The organism is Afipia sp. P52-10, from assembly GCF_000516555.1.
Classification (GTDB): domain Bacteria; phylum Pseudomonadota; class Alphaproteobacteria; order Rhizobiales; family Xanthobacteraceae; genus P52-10.
The window spans coordinates 801,463-818,060 of the sequence record NZ_AZSJ01000007.1 but is presented as its reverse complement, the minus strand read 5'-3'; the positions used below and the strand labels follow the sequence as shown (position 1 = coordinate 818,060).

At 63.4% G+C, this 16,598-nt stretch carries 16 protein-coding genes; 8 read left to right on the top strand and 8 right to left on the bottom strand.

Going from position 1 to position 16,598, the window contains the following annotated elements; translation table 11 throughout:
• Nucleotides 1-17: 17 nt before the first annotated feature.
• Complete coding sequence (locus X566_RS21065; protein ID WP_034471275.1) at nucleotides 18-1,808, bottom strand: monovalent cation:proton antiporter-2 (CPA2) family protein; 1,791 nt, start codon at nucleotides 1,806-1,808, stop codon at nucleotides 18-20.
• A 169-nt stretch (nucleotides 1,809-1,977) separates the two neighbouring features.
• Nucleotides 1,978-3,129 (bottom strand): GNAT family N-acetyltransferase, encoded by a 1,152-nt coding sequence (locus X566_RS21060; RefSeq protein ID WP_343213133.1) that lies wholly within the window; start codon nucleotides 3,127-3,129, stop codon nucleotides 1,978-1,980.
• A gap of 166 nt (nucleotides 3,130-3,295) precedes the next feature.
• Here X566_RS21060 and X566_RS21055 point away from each other — a divergent pair, with 166 nt between their 5' ends.
• Nucleotides 3,296-4,363 (top strand): polysaccharide deacetylase family protein, encoded by a 1,068-nt coding sequence (locus X566_RS21055; RefSeq protein WP_034471271.1) that lies wholly within the window; start codon nucleotides 3,296-3,298, stop codon nucleotides 4,361-4,363.
• Between the two features lie 9 nt (nucleotides 4,364-4,372).
• On the opposite strand, the gene X566_RS21050 is transcribed toward X566_RS21055, so the two are convergent.
• Nucleotides 4,373-4,585: a DUF2842 domain-containing protein gene (locus X566_RS21050; RefSeq protein WP_034471269.1), complete on the bottom strand. Its 213-nt coding sequence runs from the start codon at nucleotides 4,583-4,585 to the stop codon at nucleotides 4,373-4,375.
• A 102-nt stretch (nucleotides 4,586-4,687) separates the two neighbouring features.
• On the opposite strand from X566_RS21050, the gene X566_RS21045 reads away from it, so the two are divergent.
• Both X566_RS21045 and X566_RS21040 read left to right on the top strand, forming a co-directional pair.
• A complete protein-coding gene (locus tag X566_RS21045; protein ID WP_034471267.1) occupies nucleotides 4,688-5,800 on the top strand; it encodes a COX15/CtaA family protein in 1,113 nt (370 codons plus the stop codon).
• Nucleotides 5,797-6,555: an enoyl-CoA hydratase/isomerase family protein gene (locus tag X566_RS21040; RefSeq protein WP_034471264.1), complete on the top strand. Its 759-nt coding sequence runs from the start codon at nucleotides 5,797-5,799 to the stop codon at nucleotides 6,553-6,555. Before X566_RS21045 ends, X566_RS21040 begins: the two co-directional genes overlap by 4 nt.
• A gap of 50 nt (nucleotides 6,556-6,605) precedes the next feature.
• On the opposite strand, the gene X566_RS21035 is transcribed toward X566_RS21040, so the two are convergent.
• The 3 genes from X566_RS21035 to X566_RS21025 all read right to left on the bottom strand — a co-directional run bounded on the left by X566_RS21035 (nucleotide 6,606) and on the right by X566_RS21025 (nucleotide 9,438).
• Nucleotides 6,606-7,886: an O-acetylhomoserine aminocarboxypropyltransferase gene (locus X566_RS21035; protein WP_034471262.1), complete on the bottom strand. Its 1,281-nt coding sequence runs from the start codon at nucleotides 7,884-7,886 to the stop codon at nucleotides 6,606-6,608.
• Nucleotides 7,887-8,034: 148 nt separating this feature from the next.
• Nucleotides 8,035-8,610 (bottom strand): CoA-binding protein, encoded by a 576-nt coding sequence (locus X566_RS21030; protein WP_034471260.1) that lies wholly within the window; start codon nucleotides 8,608-8,610, stop codon nucleotides 8,035-8,037.
• 6 nt (nucleotides 8,611-8,616) lie between these two features.
• Nucleotides 8,617-9,438: an enoyl-CoA hydratase gene (locus X566_RS21025; RefSeq protein WP_034472650.1), complete on the bottom strand. Its 822-nt coding sequence runs from the start codon at nucleotides 9,436-9,438 to the stop codon at nucleotides 8,617-8,619.
• Between the two features lie 74 nt (nucleotides 9,439-9,512).
• Between X566_RS21025 and X566_RS21020 the strand changes: the two genes are divergently transcribed.
• From X566_RS21020 to X566_RS25620, 5 genes are all read left to right on the top strand, one after another.
• Nucleotides 9,513-9,944: a PaaI family thioesterase gene (locus X566_RS21020; RefSeq protein ID WP_034471258.1), complete on the top strand. Its 432-nt coding sequence runs from the start codon at nucleotides 9,513-9,515 to the stop codon at nucleotides 9,942-9,944.
• 146 nt (nucleotides 9,945-10,090) lie between these two features.
• Complete coding sequence (gene rplM / locus X566_RS21015; RefSeq protein WP_034471256.1) at nucleotides 10,091-10,555, top strand: 50S ribosomal protein L13; 465 nt, start codon at nucleotides 10,091-10,093, stop codon at nucleotides 10,553-10,555.
• Entirely contained in the window at nucleotides 10,555-11,031 is a 477-nt protein-coding gene (gene rpsI / locus X566_RS21010; RefSeq protein WP_034471254.1) for a 30S ribosomal protein S9, read from the top strand. The genes rplM and rpsI overlap by 1 nt, the downstream gene beginning before the upstream one ends.
• A 207-nt stretch (nucleotides 11,032-11,238) precedes the next feature.
• On the top strand, nucleotides 11,239-12,498 hold the full coding sequence (locus X566_RS21005; RefSeq protein WP_034471252.1) for a diguanylate cyclase: 1,260 nt from the start codon (nucleotides 11,239-11,241) through the stop codon (nucleotides 12,496-12,498).
• Nucleotides 12,499-12,681: 183 nt separating this feature from the next.
• Nucleotides 12,682-12,840 (top strand): hypothetical protein, encoded by a 159-nt coding sequence (locus X566_RS25620; RefSeq protein WP_409337840.1) that lies wholly within the window; start codon nucleotides 12,682-12,684, stop codon nucleotides 12,838-12,840.
• Here the strand turns inward: X566_RS25620 and X566_RS20995 are convergent.
• A complete protein-coding gene (locus tag X566_RS20995; protein WP_034471248.1) occupies nucleotides 12,835-14,844 on the bottom strand; it encodes a PhoX family phosphatase in 2,010 nt (669 codons plus the stop codon). The two genes, X566_RS25620 and X566_RS20995, sit on opposite strands and share 6 nt — an antisense overlap.
• Before the next feature lie 107 nt (nucleotides 14,845-14,951).
• Nucleotides 14,952-16,529, bottom strand: a complete 1,578-nt coding sequence (locus X566_RS20990) for a S10 family peptidase (RefSeq protein ID WP_034471246.1) — start codon at nucleotides 16,527-16,529, stop codon at nucleotides 14,952-14,954.
• Nucleotides 16,530-16,598: the final 69 nt, after the last annotated feature.

The window sequence follows — 16,598 nt, the reverse complement described above, 5'->3', positions numbered from 1 at the left end:
AGCCGAGGTTTAAGCCGTCAAGGTATACGCTCGGCATTTCGCGGCATGTTTCCGAGGATATGGTCGCGCGAGGCGTAGACGTCCTGGGTAATTTCGATCTCCAGGCGCTTGGCGTCGCGTTCGCGGACATCGGTGATGATGTCGGCGACAGCCTGATCATCGATGTCGAGCATGGAGAGGCCCTTGGCCGCCAGCGTGAGTGCGGATTCGAAGGTCTCTCTGATCTGATAGTCGACGCCCGCACGGATCAGCTCGACAGCGTGCTCGCGGTCGAACGCCCGTGCCAGCACCGGCACCGAGGGAAACTCTGCCTTCAGCAGTTCAGTCGTCTTCACGACGGCTTCCGGGTCTTCAACGGCGATGATGATGATCCTTGCATGATGCGCGCCGGCAGCGTGCAGGATATCGAGCCGGGCACCGTCGCCGAAATAGACCTTGAAGCCGAAATCGCGGGCCGTGCGGATCCTGTCGGTATCCGTGTCGATGATCGAAATCGTGCAGCCATAGGCGAGCAGAGGCTGGCTGACGATCTGGCCGAACCGCCCGAACCCGATCAACAGCACATTGGCCTCAAGCCCCTCGACTGCTTCGATGCCATCCATCGAGGGTGAGGTTTTGGGCATCAGCCGATCGTGCAGAATGATCATGATCGGCGTCAGCGCCATCGAGACGATGATCGTCGCCGTCAGAATGGCGTTCGCGTTCCCGTCGATGATGCCGACGCTGGTGGCCGCGGCATAAAGCACGAACGCGAACTCGCCACCTTGTGCCATCAGCACGGCGCGTTCGACCGCCTCACGGTGGTTGGCGCGGAACAACCGCGCGATCGCATAGATGCCGATGATCTTCAGGATCATGTAGGCGCTGACGGCGATGGCGATCAGACGCCAGTTGGCAGCGACCACGCTGAGATCGAGTGCCATGCCGACGCCGAGAAAGAACAGTCCCAGCAGGACGCCGCGGAAGGGTTCAATATCCGCCTCAAGCTGATGGCGGAAGGAGGACTCCGAAAGCAGCACCCCGGCGAGGAAGGCGCCCATCGCCATCGACAGGCCCGCGGCCTGCATGATCAGCGCCGCACCGAGCACGACCAGGAGCGCGGCGGCGGTCATCACCTCCCGCGCTTTCGCCCGGCTGAGCAGCCGGAACATGGGGTCGAGCAGCCAGCGTCCGGCTGCGATCAGGACACCGATCGCCGCGAGCCCGATCACGATGGTGGTGATGCGCTCGGTCAGGCCGACCTGTCCGCCGCCGGGAGCGAGGAATGCGACCAGCGCCAGCAGCGGTACAATGGCCAAATCCTCCAGCAAGAGGATCGCGACGATGCGGCGGCCTTTGGGCAGGCTCAGGCTGCGTCGCTCGTCGAGCATCTGCATGACGATGGCGGTCGAGGTGAGGACGAAGCCGGTGCCTGCGACGAAACTCTGCGAGACCGGATAGCCCAGGGCCAGGCCAACGCAGATCAGCAACGCGATGCATAGCCCCACCTGCGCCAGGCCAAGGCCGAAGATGTCACCACGCATCGCCCAAAGCCGTGAAGGCTGCATTTCCAGCCCGATCACGAACAGGAACATCACGACCCCGAGCTCGGCGACATGCAGGATCGATTGCGGATCGGAGAAGAGCTTCAGGCCGAACGGACCGATAACGAGGCCGGCAGCCAGGTAGCCGAGCACCGAGCCGAGGCCGGCACGCTTAAACAGCGGAACGGCAACGACCGCGGCGGCGAGCAGGATGACGATGGGAACGAGCTCGACGCCGCCGTGTGCGGACGATTGCGCGGCATGAGCGGCAGTCTCGGCAGCCATCGTTGTTTCCCTCTCGCACGTCTGTCAGGACGGTTCGGCGTGGCGCGCCGATACGTCTGGTACCGAACCGGTGTAGAGGCTTTCCTGGCGATCGGGAAGACCTCGCCCTGGTTCGTTGCGCAGGAGGACCATCCGGCTTGGAGCGGGCGCGTGAGATGATGGCCGCGGGTTAGTTGAAACGCAGACGATACGACTGCAACAGTTTCATGGCCGTCGGCGAGTGCTTGAACGCGCGTTTGGCGCGTGTTGTCGATGAGAGAATTGACGCGACGAGACGGCCCTTGATCGTCAGTGGCAGGAAGCTGTCGAACAGCGGTTGCCGCTCCTTGCAGAAATGGAGCTTGTAGTCGTCGGTACCGACGCCGAAATCGACCGACGAATAGCCGCGCTCGGCGTGGTGATCGATCATGTTGCGGATGAGGACGAGCCCGGGGCTGTGCCGGGCTGCTTCGGACATCGTATAGGTGTTGAACATCGTCGAGAAGCGATGGCCATTGCCCGTGCCGGCAAAGATCGCGATCACCTCGTTGTCGCAAACGAGACCGTGCACCTCGATGCCAGGTTTGCCATTGCTCAGACCGGCGAGGCAGGCCTGACGAATGAACTGTTCGGTGCCGGCCTCAGCGAAGACGTTCTTGATCTTCTGCTCGGCCATGCGCAGCGGCTTGATGGCGAAGAACGCATCGAGCAATCGCTTCAGTTCGGCTTCGTTGCCGGCGATCAGATATCGATAGCCGGGCAGGGCCTGTAGCTTTCGTTCCTTGCCGTTGAGCCGCCGGCGCTGCGAGCCGGCGATGCGTGCTGCCGGCGGCGCGCTCGGATCGAACGTCAGCAGCGGGCACTCGTTGATGGAGTCCTGGTGCGGCAACAGCGAGAACGGATTCCGCACGCCATTCCATTCGACCGGCTGCTGGGCGAGCGCGAGAACGTCGAGGCGCGGCATCCGTGCCGCCAGCTTCGCCAGAATTGCGCGCACGTCGCCGGGGGTGGCCGATACGGCGAAGTCGCGCCGCCAGAGCGCCATGTTGATATTCGAGTGCTTGCCGCCAGGGAAGTGTGCCGTTCGGAAGGGGCCGATCGCGCGGATCGTCAGCGGGAGCAGCATCAGCGGCCGGCGATCCGTATCGTAGGCGACGGCGGCGCAGGGCGTCGTCCCCCATGCCGCGCCAATGGTGTTCTGCCAGGCATTGACGATGTCGAAGCGCTGATACGGGGAGGTGATTTGCCCGGCGGATTCGAAGGCGCGCCATTCGCGTTCGGCCGCAGAAAAGCTGTCGAAGACCTCAACCTGCGCAACGGTAGCCGTGTGCGATGGTGTCACGGCTCGCGCGGTCTCATTTCCGATAGCTGCGGCCATCGTCATCGCTGATTGTTGTTCTCTGATTGTCGCGCAAGTCACCCGGCTGTGGCCGACGATGGCAAACAATTGTCAACAAACGGTAAGGATCATGGTAGCGGTTTAGGCCATGTCGGCGGGCCGGGGATCAATGCAGGTATCGACCTGGAAACGCGCGGTCTCGCGCATCGGCCTTGAACTCGGCTACTTCACCGGGGCCGCGCAGATTCTGACGCCGCGCACCGGCGGCGCCGGGGTCATTCTTCGGTTCGAGCGGGTCAAGCCGCGCGAGCGGGGCGGATTCCAGCCGCTGCGCGCGCAGGAAATAACACCGGACTTTCTCGATCGGATGTTGTCGGCGCTGAAGCGCTGGCGGTTCGACCTGGTGTCGATCGACGAGGTGGTCGAGCGCTTGCGCGCCGGCCGTCACCAGAGCGGGCGCTCAAGCCGGCGCTTCGTGTGTCTGACCTTCGACGGTGGATATCGCGACTTCGCCATCCATGCGTATCCGGTACTCGCACGCCACAGGGCGCCGTTTGCGATCTACATCCCCGCAAGCTTCCCGGATGGTCTGGGTGAATTGTGGTGGCTCGGCCTGCAGCAGGTGGTCGGCGGCCATGATCGGATCGGCCTGACGATCGACGGCGTCGACCGCCGGTTCGATTGCCGGACCCCGCGTGAGAAGCACGACGTCTATGCGGCCCTCTATGACTGGCTGCGCTCCTTGCCGCAGGTGGAGCGTTCAGGCGCGATCCGCGATCTCTGCAGGCGCTATCGGACGGACCTGGCCGCCACATCGCAGGCGGCGGTGATGAGCTGGCAGCAGCTCAGCGAGATCGCAGCCGATCCGCTGGCGACGATCGGCAGCGCGACGCTGAACTACCCGGTCCTATCACGTACGCTCAACGACATGGCCGAGCGGGAGCTAAGGATGGGGCGCGCCGTACTGGAAGCGGCGATCGGGCGCAAGGCGTCGCATCTGGCCTATCCGTTCGGCGACAACCGTTCGCTCGGACGCAGGCATATGTTGATCGCGGGACAACTTGATTTCGCCAGCGCAGTCACCGCCGAGCCTGGCGTCGTGAGAGCTGACGGGCAGGTAGATCTCTTGTCGCTGCCGCGTATCACCTGGGATGGCCGGTTGCGATCGATGCGGGCGATGCGCGTGGTCCTGAGCGGCCTCACTGTGGCAGGGCGGCAATCGAACTTGCAGCCTTGAGATGCGGCCTCAGGTTTTGGGCTTCGGCCCCGACATCCACTTGATCAGCGGCATTGCTGGCACTACCCAGCCGAGTCCTGCAAGCACATAGAACAGCATTTGCCAGCCACGCGAACTGGCGAGAACCGGCGCTTGCGCGACGGCGACGCCGGCCAGCGACCAGATGATGACCAGCAGAAGCAACAAAACGGCGCCAATCAGTTTTCTCTGTCGGATGGTCATGACCGGAATGTGAGCCTTGCGCGGGGGATGCAGCTTGCGCCCTTGGGCGCGGGCACTATAAGGGCCGCAAGCTCCGGTTCAAGCCATCTTGGCCCTTAAATCATGACACAGATCGCCTCCGAGACCTCCCGCCGCACCACGTCCCTACAGGGCGTACGGACATGGCTGACTATCGTCGCGGCGATGATCGTGGCGATGGTGCTGGTGGGCGGAGCGACGCGATTGACGGAGTCCGGCCTTTCCATCGTCGAATGGAAGCCGGTGACGGGAACCTTGCCACCGTTGAGCGAGCAGGCCTGGCACGACGCGTTCGAGGCCTACAAGGCGATCCCGCAGTATCAGCAGGTCAATCGCGGCATGAGTCTTGATGAATTCAAGACCATCTTCTGGTGGGAATGGAGCCATCGTCTTCTGGGACGGGTGATCGGCTTCGTGTTCCTGTTGCCGTTCATCTGGTTTCTATGGCGCGGCGGCCTCTCGACGGGTTTGAAGAAGAGGCTGTGGTTGTTCTTCGCCCTCGGCGGCCTACAGGGTGCGGTCGGCTGGTGGATGGTTGCGTCGGGGTTGTCGGGGCGTACCGAGGTTTCGCAGTATCGCCTCGCTGTGCATCTGATGCTGGCGCTGCTGATATTCTCGTTGATCGCCTGGACGATCCGGCGGCTCGGTCCGCATTCGCCGGTGACCGCAGGCGGCATGCGGCTGAAGCCCGCCGCGATCGTGATCCTTGGGCTCGTGTCCTTGCAGATTTACTTCGGCGCATTGGTAGCCGGCCTGCGCGCGGGGCGCGCTTACAACACCTGGCCGTTGATCGATGGTGCCTTCATTCCGGACGCCGCAAGTCTGTTCTTCGAGACGCCCTGGTGGCGCAATTTCTTCGACAATACGCTGACGGTGCAGTTCAGTCACCGCATGATCGCCTATGTGCTCTTGGTTGCCGTCGTCTGGCATGTTTTCGAAGCCGTCCGCTTGCGCGCGGGAAATGCCGCGATCAAGGGCGCGCTGCTGCTCGCAGCCGCGACCTTGGCGCAGGCGGTGCTGGGCATTCTGACCCTGCTGAACAGTGTCCCGATCGACCTCGCATTGGCACATCAAGCGGTTGCGGTGATCGTGCTAACTTTGGCATTGTTGCAGGTCGAGCGGTTGAGCCCGCAGACGGCCGGAGCGGTGGAGCCTGCGACGCCGCTCGTCGAAGCCGCCAGGGGAGGGCAAGCATGATCGATGTCAGCGAGCGCGACGGCATAACGGTTCTCACGCTCGCGCACGGCAAGGCCAACGCGCTTGATACCGCGTTTTGCCATGCGATTGCCGATCAGTTCGATAAACTTCGCGACGCGCCAACGCGGGCCGTGATCCTGACCGGGACCGGGAAGATATTCTCGGCCGGCGTTGATCTTCTGCAGGTCAACGCAGGAGGCACAGCGTATGTGCAGACGTTCTTGCCGTCGCTGCATCGGCTGTTCGACACGGTGTTCGATTTTCCGAAGCCGGTTGTGGCCGCCGTCAACGGGCATGCCATTGCCGGCGGCTGCGTGCTCGCCTGTTGCGCGGACAGGAGAATAGCGGCGCGGGATTCGGGCCGAATTGGCGTCACCGAGGTCCTGGTCGGCGTGCCGTTTCCGGCGATGGCGTTCGAGGTGATGCGGTTCGCGACCCAGCCACACTATTTCCCTGACGTGATCCTCAGCGGGGCGACCTATCCGAGCGAGGACGCGCTGACTCGCGGCCTTATCGACGAGGTGGTCGAGTCGGCGGCTTTGATGGATCGTGCTTTCGCGGTCGCGCAGGCGCTTGCCGCGCTTCCGCCCGCGACCTTTGCGTTGACGAAGGAGCAGATCCGCCAGCCGGTGACCGATCGCATGGTGCGGCACGGCAAGCGCGTCGATGATCGCGTCGATGAAATCTGGTACGACGCCGACACGCTGAAGCATATCGGCGCCTATGTGGCGGGGACCTTCAAGAAGGGGGCATGATCCCGAAAAGGCGGCAAGCCGGATCAGATCATGCCCGCTCGCCATCGCTGTCAGACTTTCAACGCCTGATCGAGGTCGGCGATCAAGTCTTCCTTGTCCTCGATTCCAACGGAGAGGCGCACCACGTCTGGGGCTGCGCCCGCGAGCGTCTTCTGCGCATCGTCGAGCTGGCTGTGCGTCGTCGAGGCCGGATGGATGATCAATGACCGGGTGTCGCCGACGTTGGCCAGATGCGAGAACAGCTTCACGCTCGAGACGAGCTTCTTGCCAGCATCATAGCCGCCTTTCAGGCCGAACGTGAACACGGCGCCGGCGCCCTTCGGCGCGTATTTGCGCGCGAGGTTATGATAGCGGTCGCCCTCGAGGCCGGCATAACTCACCCAGGCGACGGCCGGCTGCGCCGAGAGCCACTCGGCAACGGCCTTCGCGTTGTCGCTGTGCTTCTGTACGCGAAGCCCCAGCGTCTCGATCCCGGTGAGGATCAAGAACGCGTTGAATGGCGAGAGTGCCGGCCCGAGATCGCGCAAGCCGAGCACCCGACAGGCGATGGCGAACGCGAAGTTGCCGAACGTCTCGTGCAGCTTGAGGCCATGATATTCGGGGCGCGGTTCGCTCAGGACCGGATAGCGGTCATCGCGCGACCAGTCGAATGTGCCGGCATCGACGATGATGCCGCCGATCGAATTGCCGTGACCGCCAAGGAACTTCGTCAGCGAGTGGACGACGATGTCCGCGCCGTGGTCGATCGGCTTGCAGAGATAGGGGGTTGCCAGCGTGTTATCGACGATCAGTGGCACACCGGCGCGACGTGCGACGGTGGCGATCGCCTCGATATCGGTGATGGTGCCACCCGGATTGGCGATCGACTCGATGAAGATTGCTTTTGTTCGTGGCGTTACCGCACGTTCGAAGCTGGAAATGTCGTCGGTGTCGGCCCACACGACCTTCCAGCCGAAAGCTTTGAACGCGTGGTTGAACTGATTGATCGTGCCGCCGTAGAGCTTGCGCGAGGCAATGAATTCGTCGCCGGGCTGCAACAGGGCGTGAAACACGATCACCTGCGCCGCATGACCTGATGCGACGGCGAGTGCGGCGGTGCCACCTTCGAGGGCGGCCACGCGTTCTTCCAATACGGCGTTGGTGGGATTGCCGATGCGCGTGTAGATGTTGCCGAACGCCTGCAGTCCGAACAGCGATGCTGCGTGCTCGGCATCGTTGAAGACGAACGACGTGGTTTGATAGATCGGCGTCGCGCGGGCGCCGGTGGTGGGATCGGGCTGCGCGCCTGCGTGCACGGCGAGGGTGGCAAATCCGGGAGTACGCTCGGTCATTGTCGATCCTTCTGTGACGATGCAAGCATGCTGCGGTCTCGCACCTTCGCCGTCAAGGCAAGCAAGGGAACAAGCGTGAATCGGCAAGTCTTTGCTGCGCCTGCGTAGGAAGCGGGCCGAACCATGCTGCGGATGCGGAAAGCCGAAGTTATTTTTCCTGCGCGGCGCGGTCGGCAGCGGTGGTACCGGCGCCGGTGACCGATTGCCGGTCAAGCGAGAGTCGCTGCACACCGTGCACAGGAACGGGAGCGCGTTTGGAGCTTAGCGTCCGCGAGTTGACGCCCATCCACGAGATTTCCGATGACAAGCGGCCATATTCGATCTTCGGACAGCGGTTCATCACCACCTTGATGCCGGCGGCCTCGATCTTCGTGGCGGCCGCGTCGTTGCGCACGCCAAGCTGCATCCAGATGACGCGTGGCGGTGGTGTCAGCGCGAGCGCGGCGTCGACGATCGGCATCACGTGCTCGGAGGCACGGAAAATATCGATCATGTCGACCGGGCGGCCGATCTCCTGCAACGAGGCAACAAAGGTCTTGCCGAGCATCTGTTTGCCGGCTTGGCCCGGATTGACCGGGATCATGTCGTAGCCGCGCTCCAGCATGTACTTGAACAGGAAGTAGCTCGGCCGGACGGTATTTGGCGACGCGCCGACGACGGCGATGCTGCGTACGCTGCGCAGGATCGTGCGGATGTAATCGTCGTCGTAACGATCGTGATTCATTGAAGGCTACCGATCTTCCCAGCGGGGCGGCCGCTTTTCGATGAAAGCGGTAATACCTTCGTCGGCATCGCGCGCCATCATGTTCTCCGTCATGACCTCCGCGGCGTAGGCGTAGGCGTCCGCAAGCGACATCTCCGCCTGCCGGTAGAATGCAGTCTTGCCGATCTTCAGGACGTGCGCGGATTTCCGCGCGATCTGTTGTGCGAGGGCGATCGCTGCGGCGTGTTCGGCTCCCGGTTCGACCACGCTGTTGATGAGACCAAGACCGGCGGCGGTTTCCGCGGAGATCGGTTCGCCGGTCAGCAGCATCTCCATCGCCTGCTTGCGCGGGATGTTGCGCGTCAGCGCCACCATCGGTGTCGAACAGAACAGGCCGATATCGACGCCGGGGGTGGCAAACCGGGCGGCGGACGAAGCGACTGCCAGATCACAGGTGGCCACGAGCTGGCATCCGGCGGCCGTCGCGACGCCGTTGACGGCGGCGATCACGGGCTTCGGACAATGGACGATCGCCTGCATCATGGCGGCGCAAGAGGTCATGATGTGGCGGAAGTAGCCGCGGCCGCCATCGGGATCGCTGCGGTGCGCGGTGAGTTGTTTGAGATCATGTCCGGCGCAGAAGGCCGTGCCGCTGGCGGCGATCACGATGGCGCGAACCTTGCTGTCTGCCGCGCTGGCGCCGATTTCAGCATGCAAGGCGGCGATCATCCCTTCGGATAACGCATTGCGCGAAGCCGGGCTGTTCAGGGTCAGCACCGCAATCGCGTCGATCATCTCGCGCAGCAGCAGCGGCGTGTCGGCGGTTGTGGCAAGAGGATGGTTCGTCATCACAACGTTCGATTGTTCGGTGTGTCGCTCCATTGTATGCGATTGGGACGGGGAAGCGAGCAGGAAGGGACCGCATGTCCGCGCAAATGACGGTGACGGAGCTCGAGGTGTTCCTGCACAGGGAATTCCCGCAGATGTTCCAGGGCACGTCGATTGCCATTGAGCATGCCGACGGACGGGCCTGTCGCATTCGCGAAACCTACAATGATCGCATGCTGCGGCCGGGCGGCACGGTTTCGGGGCCGACGCTGATGGCGCTGGCTGATTTCGCCATGTACGTCGTGTTGCTGTCGGCGATCGGACCGGTGGGCCTCGCCGTGACGACCAACCTGAACATCAACTTCCTGAGCAAGGCTCCGGCAGGCAGCGATGTCATCGCCGAGGGAAGGCTTCTGAAGCTCGGCAAACGGCTGGCCGTGGGGGAGGTTACGTTGTATTCGGCGGCAGGAAGCGAGCCTGTCGCCCACGTGACCGCCACCTATTCCATTCCACCGAAACGAAATTAATGCAGGTATCATCGCACCATATTTTTAAAGCATTGATTTTATGAGGTTATTCATCGCGATCAGGGATTGACCAGCGCAGGCAGTTTCTTTAAGACCTCGCGCTGTCGGGCGCGCTTCGCGCCTTTTCGCTTTTACGGAACCCCATCATGCAGACATTTTCGGCAAAGCCCGCCGAGGTCGAGAAAAAGTGGGTGCTGATCGACGCCAAGGGTCTGGTCGTCGGCCGCCTCGCGACGCTGGTGGCGATGCGCCTGCGCGGCAAGCATCTGCCCACCTACACGCCGCATGTCGACTGCGGTGACAACGTCATCATCATCAACGCGTCGAAGGTCGTGCTGACCGGCCGCAAGCGCGACCAGAAGATGTACTACAACCACACCGGTTACATCGGCGGCATCAAGGAGCGTTCGGCCAAGTCGATCCTCGAGGGTCGTTTCCCCGAGCGTATCGTCGAGAAGGCCGTCGAGCGCATGCTGCCGCGCGGTCCGCTGGGTCGGAAGCAGCTCGGCAATCTGCGCGTTTACGCCGGTGCCGAGCATCCGCATGAGGCGCAGCAGCCCCAGGTCGTCGACATCGCGTCCATGAATCGCAAGAATATGAGGGCCGCCTAATGGCCGAAAGCATCCAATCGCTCGATCAACTGTCGCAGCTCAAGACGGCAGGGGCGGACGCTCCGCGTTACGTCAAGAAGGTCGACAAGCAGGGACGCGCTTATGCCACCGGCAAGCGCAAGGACGCGGTGGCCCGCGTGTGGGTCAAGCCCGGCTCCGGAAAGATCACCGTCAATGCCCGTGAGTTCGAGGTCTACTTCGCCCGCCCGGTTCTGCGCATGATGATCCAGCAGCCGCTGGTCTCGTCCAATCGCCAGGGCCAGTACGACGTGATCTGCACGGTGTCCGGCGGCGGACTGTCGGGTCAGGCTGGTGCGGTTCGCCACGGTTTGTCGAAGGCCCTGACCAACTTCGAGCCCGAGCTGCGCGGTGTTCTGAAGAAGGGCGGCTTCCTGACGCGCGACTCGCGTGTCGTCGAGCGTAAGAAGTACGGCCGCGCCAAGGCTCGCCGTTCGTTCCAGTTCTCGAAGCGCTAACGTTTTCACGCATCGCACAGTTTGCAGCAGGTTCGAAAGGGCGCCCTCGGGCGCCTTTTCTTTTTGCCAGTCCGGCCTTTGATGGTCCGGAATGCAGAGAAATTGCCGGCATTTTTTGCGGAAAAATTGTCTGACGGCTCGAACGCTTTGCCAAGAGTGTGACGCTAGGCTCGGATGGGCTGAGGAGTGCGACGCGCTGAGCGTCCCATGCAAAAGGCGGTCGCGGGCTCGCGGATGGCGCTCGATATTCTGACGTTGTATCTCGTCGCATCACTGGTTGCTGCGCTGCTCGGGGGCATGTTGCTGTTCTTCTGGCGGCATGAGCGCATTGCGGCGCTCGGCTGGTGGGGCGCGGCCTACCTCTTAGGCGGCGCATCGATCGCGATCTGGGCCCTGGCAGGTGCCTCGCTGCCACGATGGACAGAGCTGGCGCTGACGATGTGCGGGTTCGTCGCCTGCGGCATGGTCTGGAACGCTGCCCGCGTTTTCCATGGCCGCCGAACGATATGGCCTGGCATTCTCGCAGGAGCTGCGCTTTGGAGCGTCGCTGGCCTTTTGCTTCCCGACACGTCGAAACTGCGTGTGGTGGCTGGCGCCGCGATCGTCGCCGCCTATGCTGCGGCGACGGCCGCCGCATTGTGGTCGGAACGACGCAAGGCGATGCAATCGCGATGGCCGGCGATCGCAATCCCGGCGATGCACGGACTTGCGCTGATGCTGCCGATCCTGCTCGGCGACTTCGTGCTTGGAGACGATGCGGCACTGAGTTCGCGCAGCGGCTGGGTGTCGGCTTTCGCCATCGAACTGGTCCTGTATGCCGTCGGTACAGTCTTCATCGTTTTCCTGCTGGTCTCAGAGCGCGTTGTAACGGCCCATAAGACGGCAGCGTCGATCGACCCCTTGACCGGATTGTTCAATCGCCGCGGCTTTGCCGAACTGACCAGCCGTATGATCGAGCGTGAGGATCTGGCCGCGCGCCCAGTGACCGTGCTGCTCTTCGACATCGATCACTTCAAGGCGGTGAATGACACTTTCGGCCATGCGGCCGGCGATGAGATCTTGAAACTGTTTGGAACGGTGCTGGTCCACACGCTGCGTGTTACCGACATCGTCGGCCGGATCGGCGGCGAGGAATTCGCCGCGATGCTGCCGTGTGGTGTCGAAGAGGCCGTCGTTGCGGCCGAGCGTGTCCGCGCGACCTTCGCCAATGCCGGCGTGCAGATTGACGGCATACCGGCGGCCACCAGCGTCAGTATCGGCGTTGCGGGACGGGCGCCGGGAATGGATGTGAACGCCTTGCTTGCCGTTGCCGACAGGGCGCTCTACCGCGCCAAGCGCGAGGGGCGGAATCGCGTGGAGGTGGCGCCTGCAGAGCCGTCTTCGCCCGGTCAGCAGCAACTGCAAACTGCGCAGGCGGCCGTTCGCCAACCGACGGTCGTGCACCAGTTCGATAAGCTCAGCGCGTGAGGTGCGGTCGGTAAATGCCTGCGCGTGCAACACGTTTTTGTGCGTGGGCCAAACTTCCTAACGCTCCGTTTACCAATCGCGATCTAGCATCGCGTCATGTCTTCCTCGCGCAGCGATAGTCATAAGCCGGCGTCCAGTTCGCTCGAAGCGGCTGTTGCGTTGGCGCGCAACGGTTTTGCATGCTTGTTCTCAACCTCGGACGAATACGAGGCGGCGTTGATCAAGCAGCGCCGGGCGGAAGGGCGCTATCGCAAGCCGAGCCGCTGGCCGATGGTTGCGTTCTGGGTGTTTGCGCTCGCGATGGCGAGCGCAGTCCTGTTCGATATGATCGCGACGCTATAAGCCGATTTTTCCGCCGCCCCGGCGGGTGATCGCAACGACCGATGGACGTGGCGGCATATCGGGCTTGAAATCCGGCCAGCGTGTTGACGGATTCTCGAAGGTGGCCGAGGGGCCGCTATCGTCGTCGGCTTCGCCCGGGTGCTGAACGGCGACAAACAGCGTTTCACCGTCGGGGGTGAAGCAGGGGCCACACATCTCGGCGCCGACAGGCACCCGGTAGAAGTGCCGCGAGGTGCCGCGCCCGGCGCCCTCCGTTTCGATCCCCCAGATTCCGTCGGCCCGTCCTGTCGCTGGACCCGAATTGCCGTCGGTGGCGACCCACAGGCGGCCTTCCGCATCGACGGCAACGTTGTCGGGCATGCCGAACCAGCCGTTGCGGGTGGTATCGGACGAGAAGGTTGCGCCGACATCGGCAATCGCCGGGTCGCCGCAACGAACCAGAATCTCCCAGCGGAATTTGTCCGCCGCATGATCACCATCGGGCGGGATCATCTCGATCAGATGGCCGAAACGATTGTCCGCGCGCGGGTTGGCGGCGTCCACCTGGTCTGGCTTGCGCCGGGTGTTGTTAGTCAGCACGACGTAGACCTTGTTGGTCTTGGCGCTGGCCTCGATGTCCTCCGGGCGATCCATCTTGGTTGCACCAAGCAGATCGGCGGCACGGCGCGTCTCGATCACCACATCGGCCTGGCTGTTGAAGCCGTTGTCGGCGGTGAGGGGGCCTAAGCCGAACACCAACGGCAGCCAGGTGACGTGACCGTCGGCGTCGTAGCGCGCAACCGACAGCGTCCCCTTGTCGAGGATGTCGGCGTTGGCCTTCGGATTGGCGAGGTCAACCCGCGCGTCGGTGACGAAGCGATACACATAGTCGAACCGCTCGTCGTCGCCCGTATAGACGACGTAGCGTCCGTCCTTGCTGATGATGCCCGCTGCGCCTTCGTGCTTGAAGCGGCCGAGTGCAGTGCGCTTCTTCGGCATCGAAGCCGGGTCGAAGGGATCGATCTCGACGATCCATCCGAAGCGGTTCGGTTCGGTGGGCTCCTTGGCGAGATCGAACCTGTCGATGTATTTGCCCCAGGCCATCCAGTTGCCCGGAACGCCATAGCGCTTGTGGTTGCGCGATTCCGTGTGCTGCTCATCGAGCTTGCCTGAGAAGTAGCCGTGGAAGTTCTCCTCGCAGGTCAGCCACGTTCCCCATGGCGTGACACCGCCCGCGCAGTTGTTGACCATGCCACGGACGCGCTTGCCCGACGGATCGTCGGTGGTCTGCAGGCGGGGGNGGCCTGCCGCCGGGCCCGAAATCTCGATTGGTGTGGTCGCGTCGATCCGGCGCGCATATTTCGAATCCGGGACCACCGACCATTTGCCGCTGTCGCGGCGAATTTCGATGACCGAGCCGCCATGGGCGGCCATCTCGACCGCCGCAAGCTCCGAGGTCATCTTCGCAAAGTTGGTGGCCTTGGTGTCCTGCCGGCCGATGCCCGGAAACATCAGCTCTTCGTTGGTGTACTCGTGGTTGACAACGAGCAGGCCATGGGCCGACGGATCGGCTGCGCCGGGCATCGGGAAGTAGCCGAGGAAGTCGTTATTGTAGCCAAACTGCTTGCGTTGGGCGTCGGCGGTTTGGCCTGCAGGATCGAAAGCCGGAGCGCCGGGAACGACGGCGTCACCCCAGCGGATCAGCACGTCCGCATCATAACCTGGAGCCACGGCGTGGCTCTGTTCGACCTTGGCTTCCAACTCCTCGAAGCGAAAGCGGGATGCGGCGGCGGCCGCAGGCGCCTGGGCCAGAGCGCGGTCGAGTGCAACGGTGCCAGTTGTCGCCGTGATCGCTGCGACGCCGAGCACGCCCTTCATCAGATCGCGCCGGGAGAACCGCTCCGCGATCACATCGCCCATGGTCGGATTGGAACTTGCGTTGACGCCGACATCCTGGGAATCCTCGCATTGCTGCGCGCGAGTGCGGGAGCTGTCAGGCTGCGATCGGTGATCTGGAGAGGTCATGGCCGTTTCACTGCAATTGTCTCAGCGGCAACCGATCACAGCCGTTTGAAGGTTATATGACAGGTGCGGGGCATCGCAGACGGCATCCGATGTTCCGATGCGGCGGTTCACTTCATCATCGCTTGCGCTTCTGCCTTCAGGGCCTGCCGCGAAGGATCGCGGGCGTAGATCATGTGCCCGCCGGGATAGACAACGAGCTTGACGCGATCAGGCGTCGCGTAGGGTGGCAGCTGATCGAGGGCGATCTGCGAGCCGAAGTAGGGCGTTGCGAGATCGAACAAACCGTGAGCGATGAGCAGTTTCAGTTTCGGATCGAGCGCGAGAATCTGCCGGAGCTGCGTGATCGATTCCGTCGGATTGATGTCGCGGCCGTGGTCCCAGTTTCGGCCGACCGCGCCGTTCAACAGCTCGAACGAGCCGTCCGGACGCCAGTTGAGCTTGGTCCTTATGAGGGATACCGCAGCGCTTGTCAGCGGCCCGCCGAGTGCATCGCCCGATGGATCGTCGAAGCGATAGAAGCTCGAGTCCGGATTGGGATCGAGGCCGGTCACCGATGCGTCGTAGCGGCCGGTAATCCGCCCGTTCTTGCGGTCGAACTCGCGGCGGAATTCGGAGACATCGAACCGTCCAGCAAGTCTGCGGCTGACGGCCTGATCGATTCCGGTCAGCGCCGATACCTTGTCTGCAAGGCGGTTCGTCGCTTCCGCATCGGCCTGGCCTCTAAGGAGATCGACCAGGAACTCGCCGCGCGCATAGGTTTCGACATCGGCCAGATCGGCACGCGTCACCGGGGCTTTCGCCTCGCGGGCCACCGCGGCCATGGACGGAAGGCGCGCGACGTATTGCAGAATGCTCGAGCCAGAATATTCGCGGTAGTCGAGCAGGGGCGAGATCAGGATGAGGCCGTTGACGCCGACGCCTTCCCGCGTTTGCAGATTGCGCACGACCTTCGGGCCCCGGATGCCGCCATAGCTCTCGCCCACGACAAACTTCGGCGAGAGCAAGCGATCGTTTTTCTCGAGCCAGCGACGGACGGTCACGGCGATTGATGTGACATCGCCGTCGACCGAGAACAGACGCTTGCGAACGTCGTCTCCTGTCGCGACGAAGCGGCTGTAGCCGGTGCCGACGGGATCGATGAAGACGAGGTCGGCAAAGTCGAGCCAGGTCTCCTCGTTCGGCAGCAGGTCCGGCGCTGTCGATGATGTCGTGCCGGCGAGAGCGACGCGCCAGGGCCCGGCTGCGCCGAGTTGCAGCCAGGCGGAGGCGGCGCCAGGACCGCCGTTGAAGAAGAATGCGACCGGGCGGGTGCGCAGATCGGCGCCATCGAGCTGATAGGCGGTGTAGGCGATGTCGGCTTCCGGCTCGCCCTTGTTGTCGAACAGGCGGACCGAACCTGCGGTCGCGGTGAAGGCCAAGGTCCGGCCGGAAAGGGCAAGAGTGTGCTTCGTCGTCGCATCCGGTGGCAGACGATGCAGTTCGGCTGCCGCAGGGGACGCGGCGCCGGCGGTGCCGCGCGCAGGCTGTCCGCCCTGTCGTGGAGTCGACGGCGATGGCTGAGGGGGCGTGGGGACGGCGAAAGGTTGCTGTGACGGCGCCGCGTCCTGAGCCTGGGCATGAACAGGCAGCGACAGCATCAGCGCTGCCAACACCAGGCGAGCGCAGCTTGAAAGCGTAACGGGCATGACCGATCGCATTCCCCTGTCTGTCCGACAGCACGCGGTTCGATCGGGCGAGTCCACCCAGGCGGCCGT

Excerpts from the sequence above, each read along its gene's own strand:
- X566_RS21065 (WP_034471275.1), bottom strand. The coding sequence starts at position 1,808 with ATGGCTGCCGAGACTGCCGCTCATGCCGCGCAATCGTCCGCACACGGC.
- X566_RS21055 (WP_034471271.1), top strand. The coding sequence starts at position 3,296 with ATGCAGGTATCGACCTGGAAACGCGCGGTCTCGCGCATCGGCCTTGAA.
- X566_RS21050 (WP_034471269.1), bottom strand. The coding sequence starts at position 4,585 with ATGACCATCCGACAGAGAAAACTGATTGGCGCCGTTTTGTTGCTTCTG.
- X566_RS21045 (WP_034471267.1), top strand. The coding sequence starts at position 4,688 with ATGACACAGATCGCCTCCGAGACCTCCCGCCGCACCACGTCCCTACAG.
- X566_RS21040 (WP_034471264.1), top strand. The coding sequence starts at position 5,797 with ATGATCGATGTCAGCGAGCGCGACGGCATAACGGTTCTCACGCTCGCG.
- X566_RS21035 (WP_034471262.1), bottom strand. The coding sequence starts at position 7,886 with ATGACCGAGCGTACTCCCGGATTTGCCACCCTCGCCGTGCACGCAGGC.
- X566_RS21030 (WP_034471260.1), bottom strand. The coding sequence starts at position 8,610 with ATGAATCACGATCGTTACGACGACGATTACATCCGCACGATCCTGCGC.
- X566_RS21025 (WP_034472650.1), bottom strand. The coding sequence starts at position 9,438 with ATGACGAACCATCCTCTTGCCACAACCGCCGACACGCCGCTGCTGCTG.
- X566_RS21020 (WP_034471258.1), top strand. The coding sequence starts at position 9,513 with ATGTCCGCGCAAATGACGGTGACGGAGCTCGAGGTGTTCCTGCACAGG.
- rplM (WP_034471256.1), top strand. The coding sequence starts at position 10,091 with ATGCAGACATTTTCGGCAAAGCCCGCCGAGGTCGAGAAAAAGTGGGTG.
- rpsI (WP_034471254.1), top strand. The coding sequence starts at position 10,555 with ATGGCCGAAAGCATCCAATCGCTCGATCAACTGTCGCAGCTCAAGACG.
- X566_RS21005 (WP_034471252.1), top strand. The coding sequence starts at position 11,239 with ATGCAAAAGGCGGTCGCGGGCTCGCGGATGGCGCTCGATATTCTGACG.
- X566_RS20990 (WP_034471246.1), bottom strand. The coding sequence starts at position 16,529 with ATGCCCGTTACGCTTTCAAGCTGCGCTCGCCTGGTGTTGGCAGCGCTG.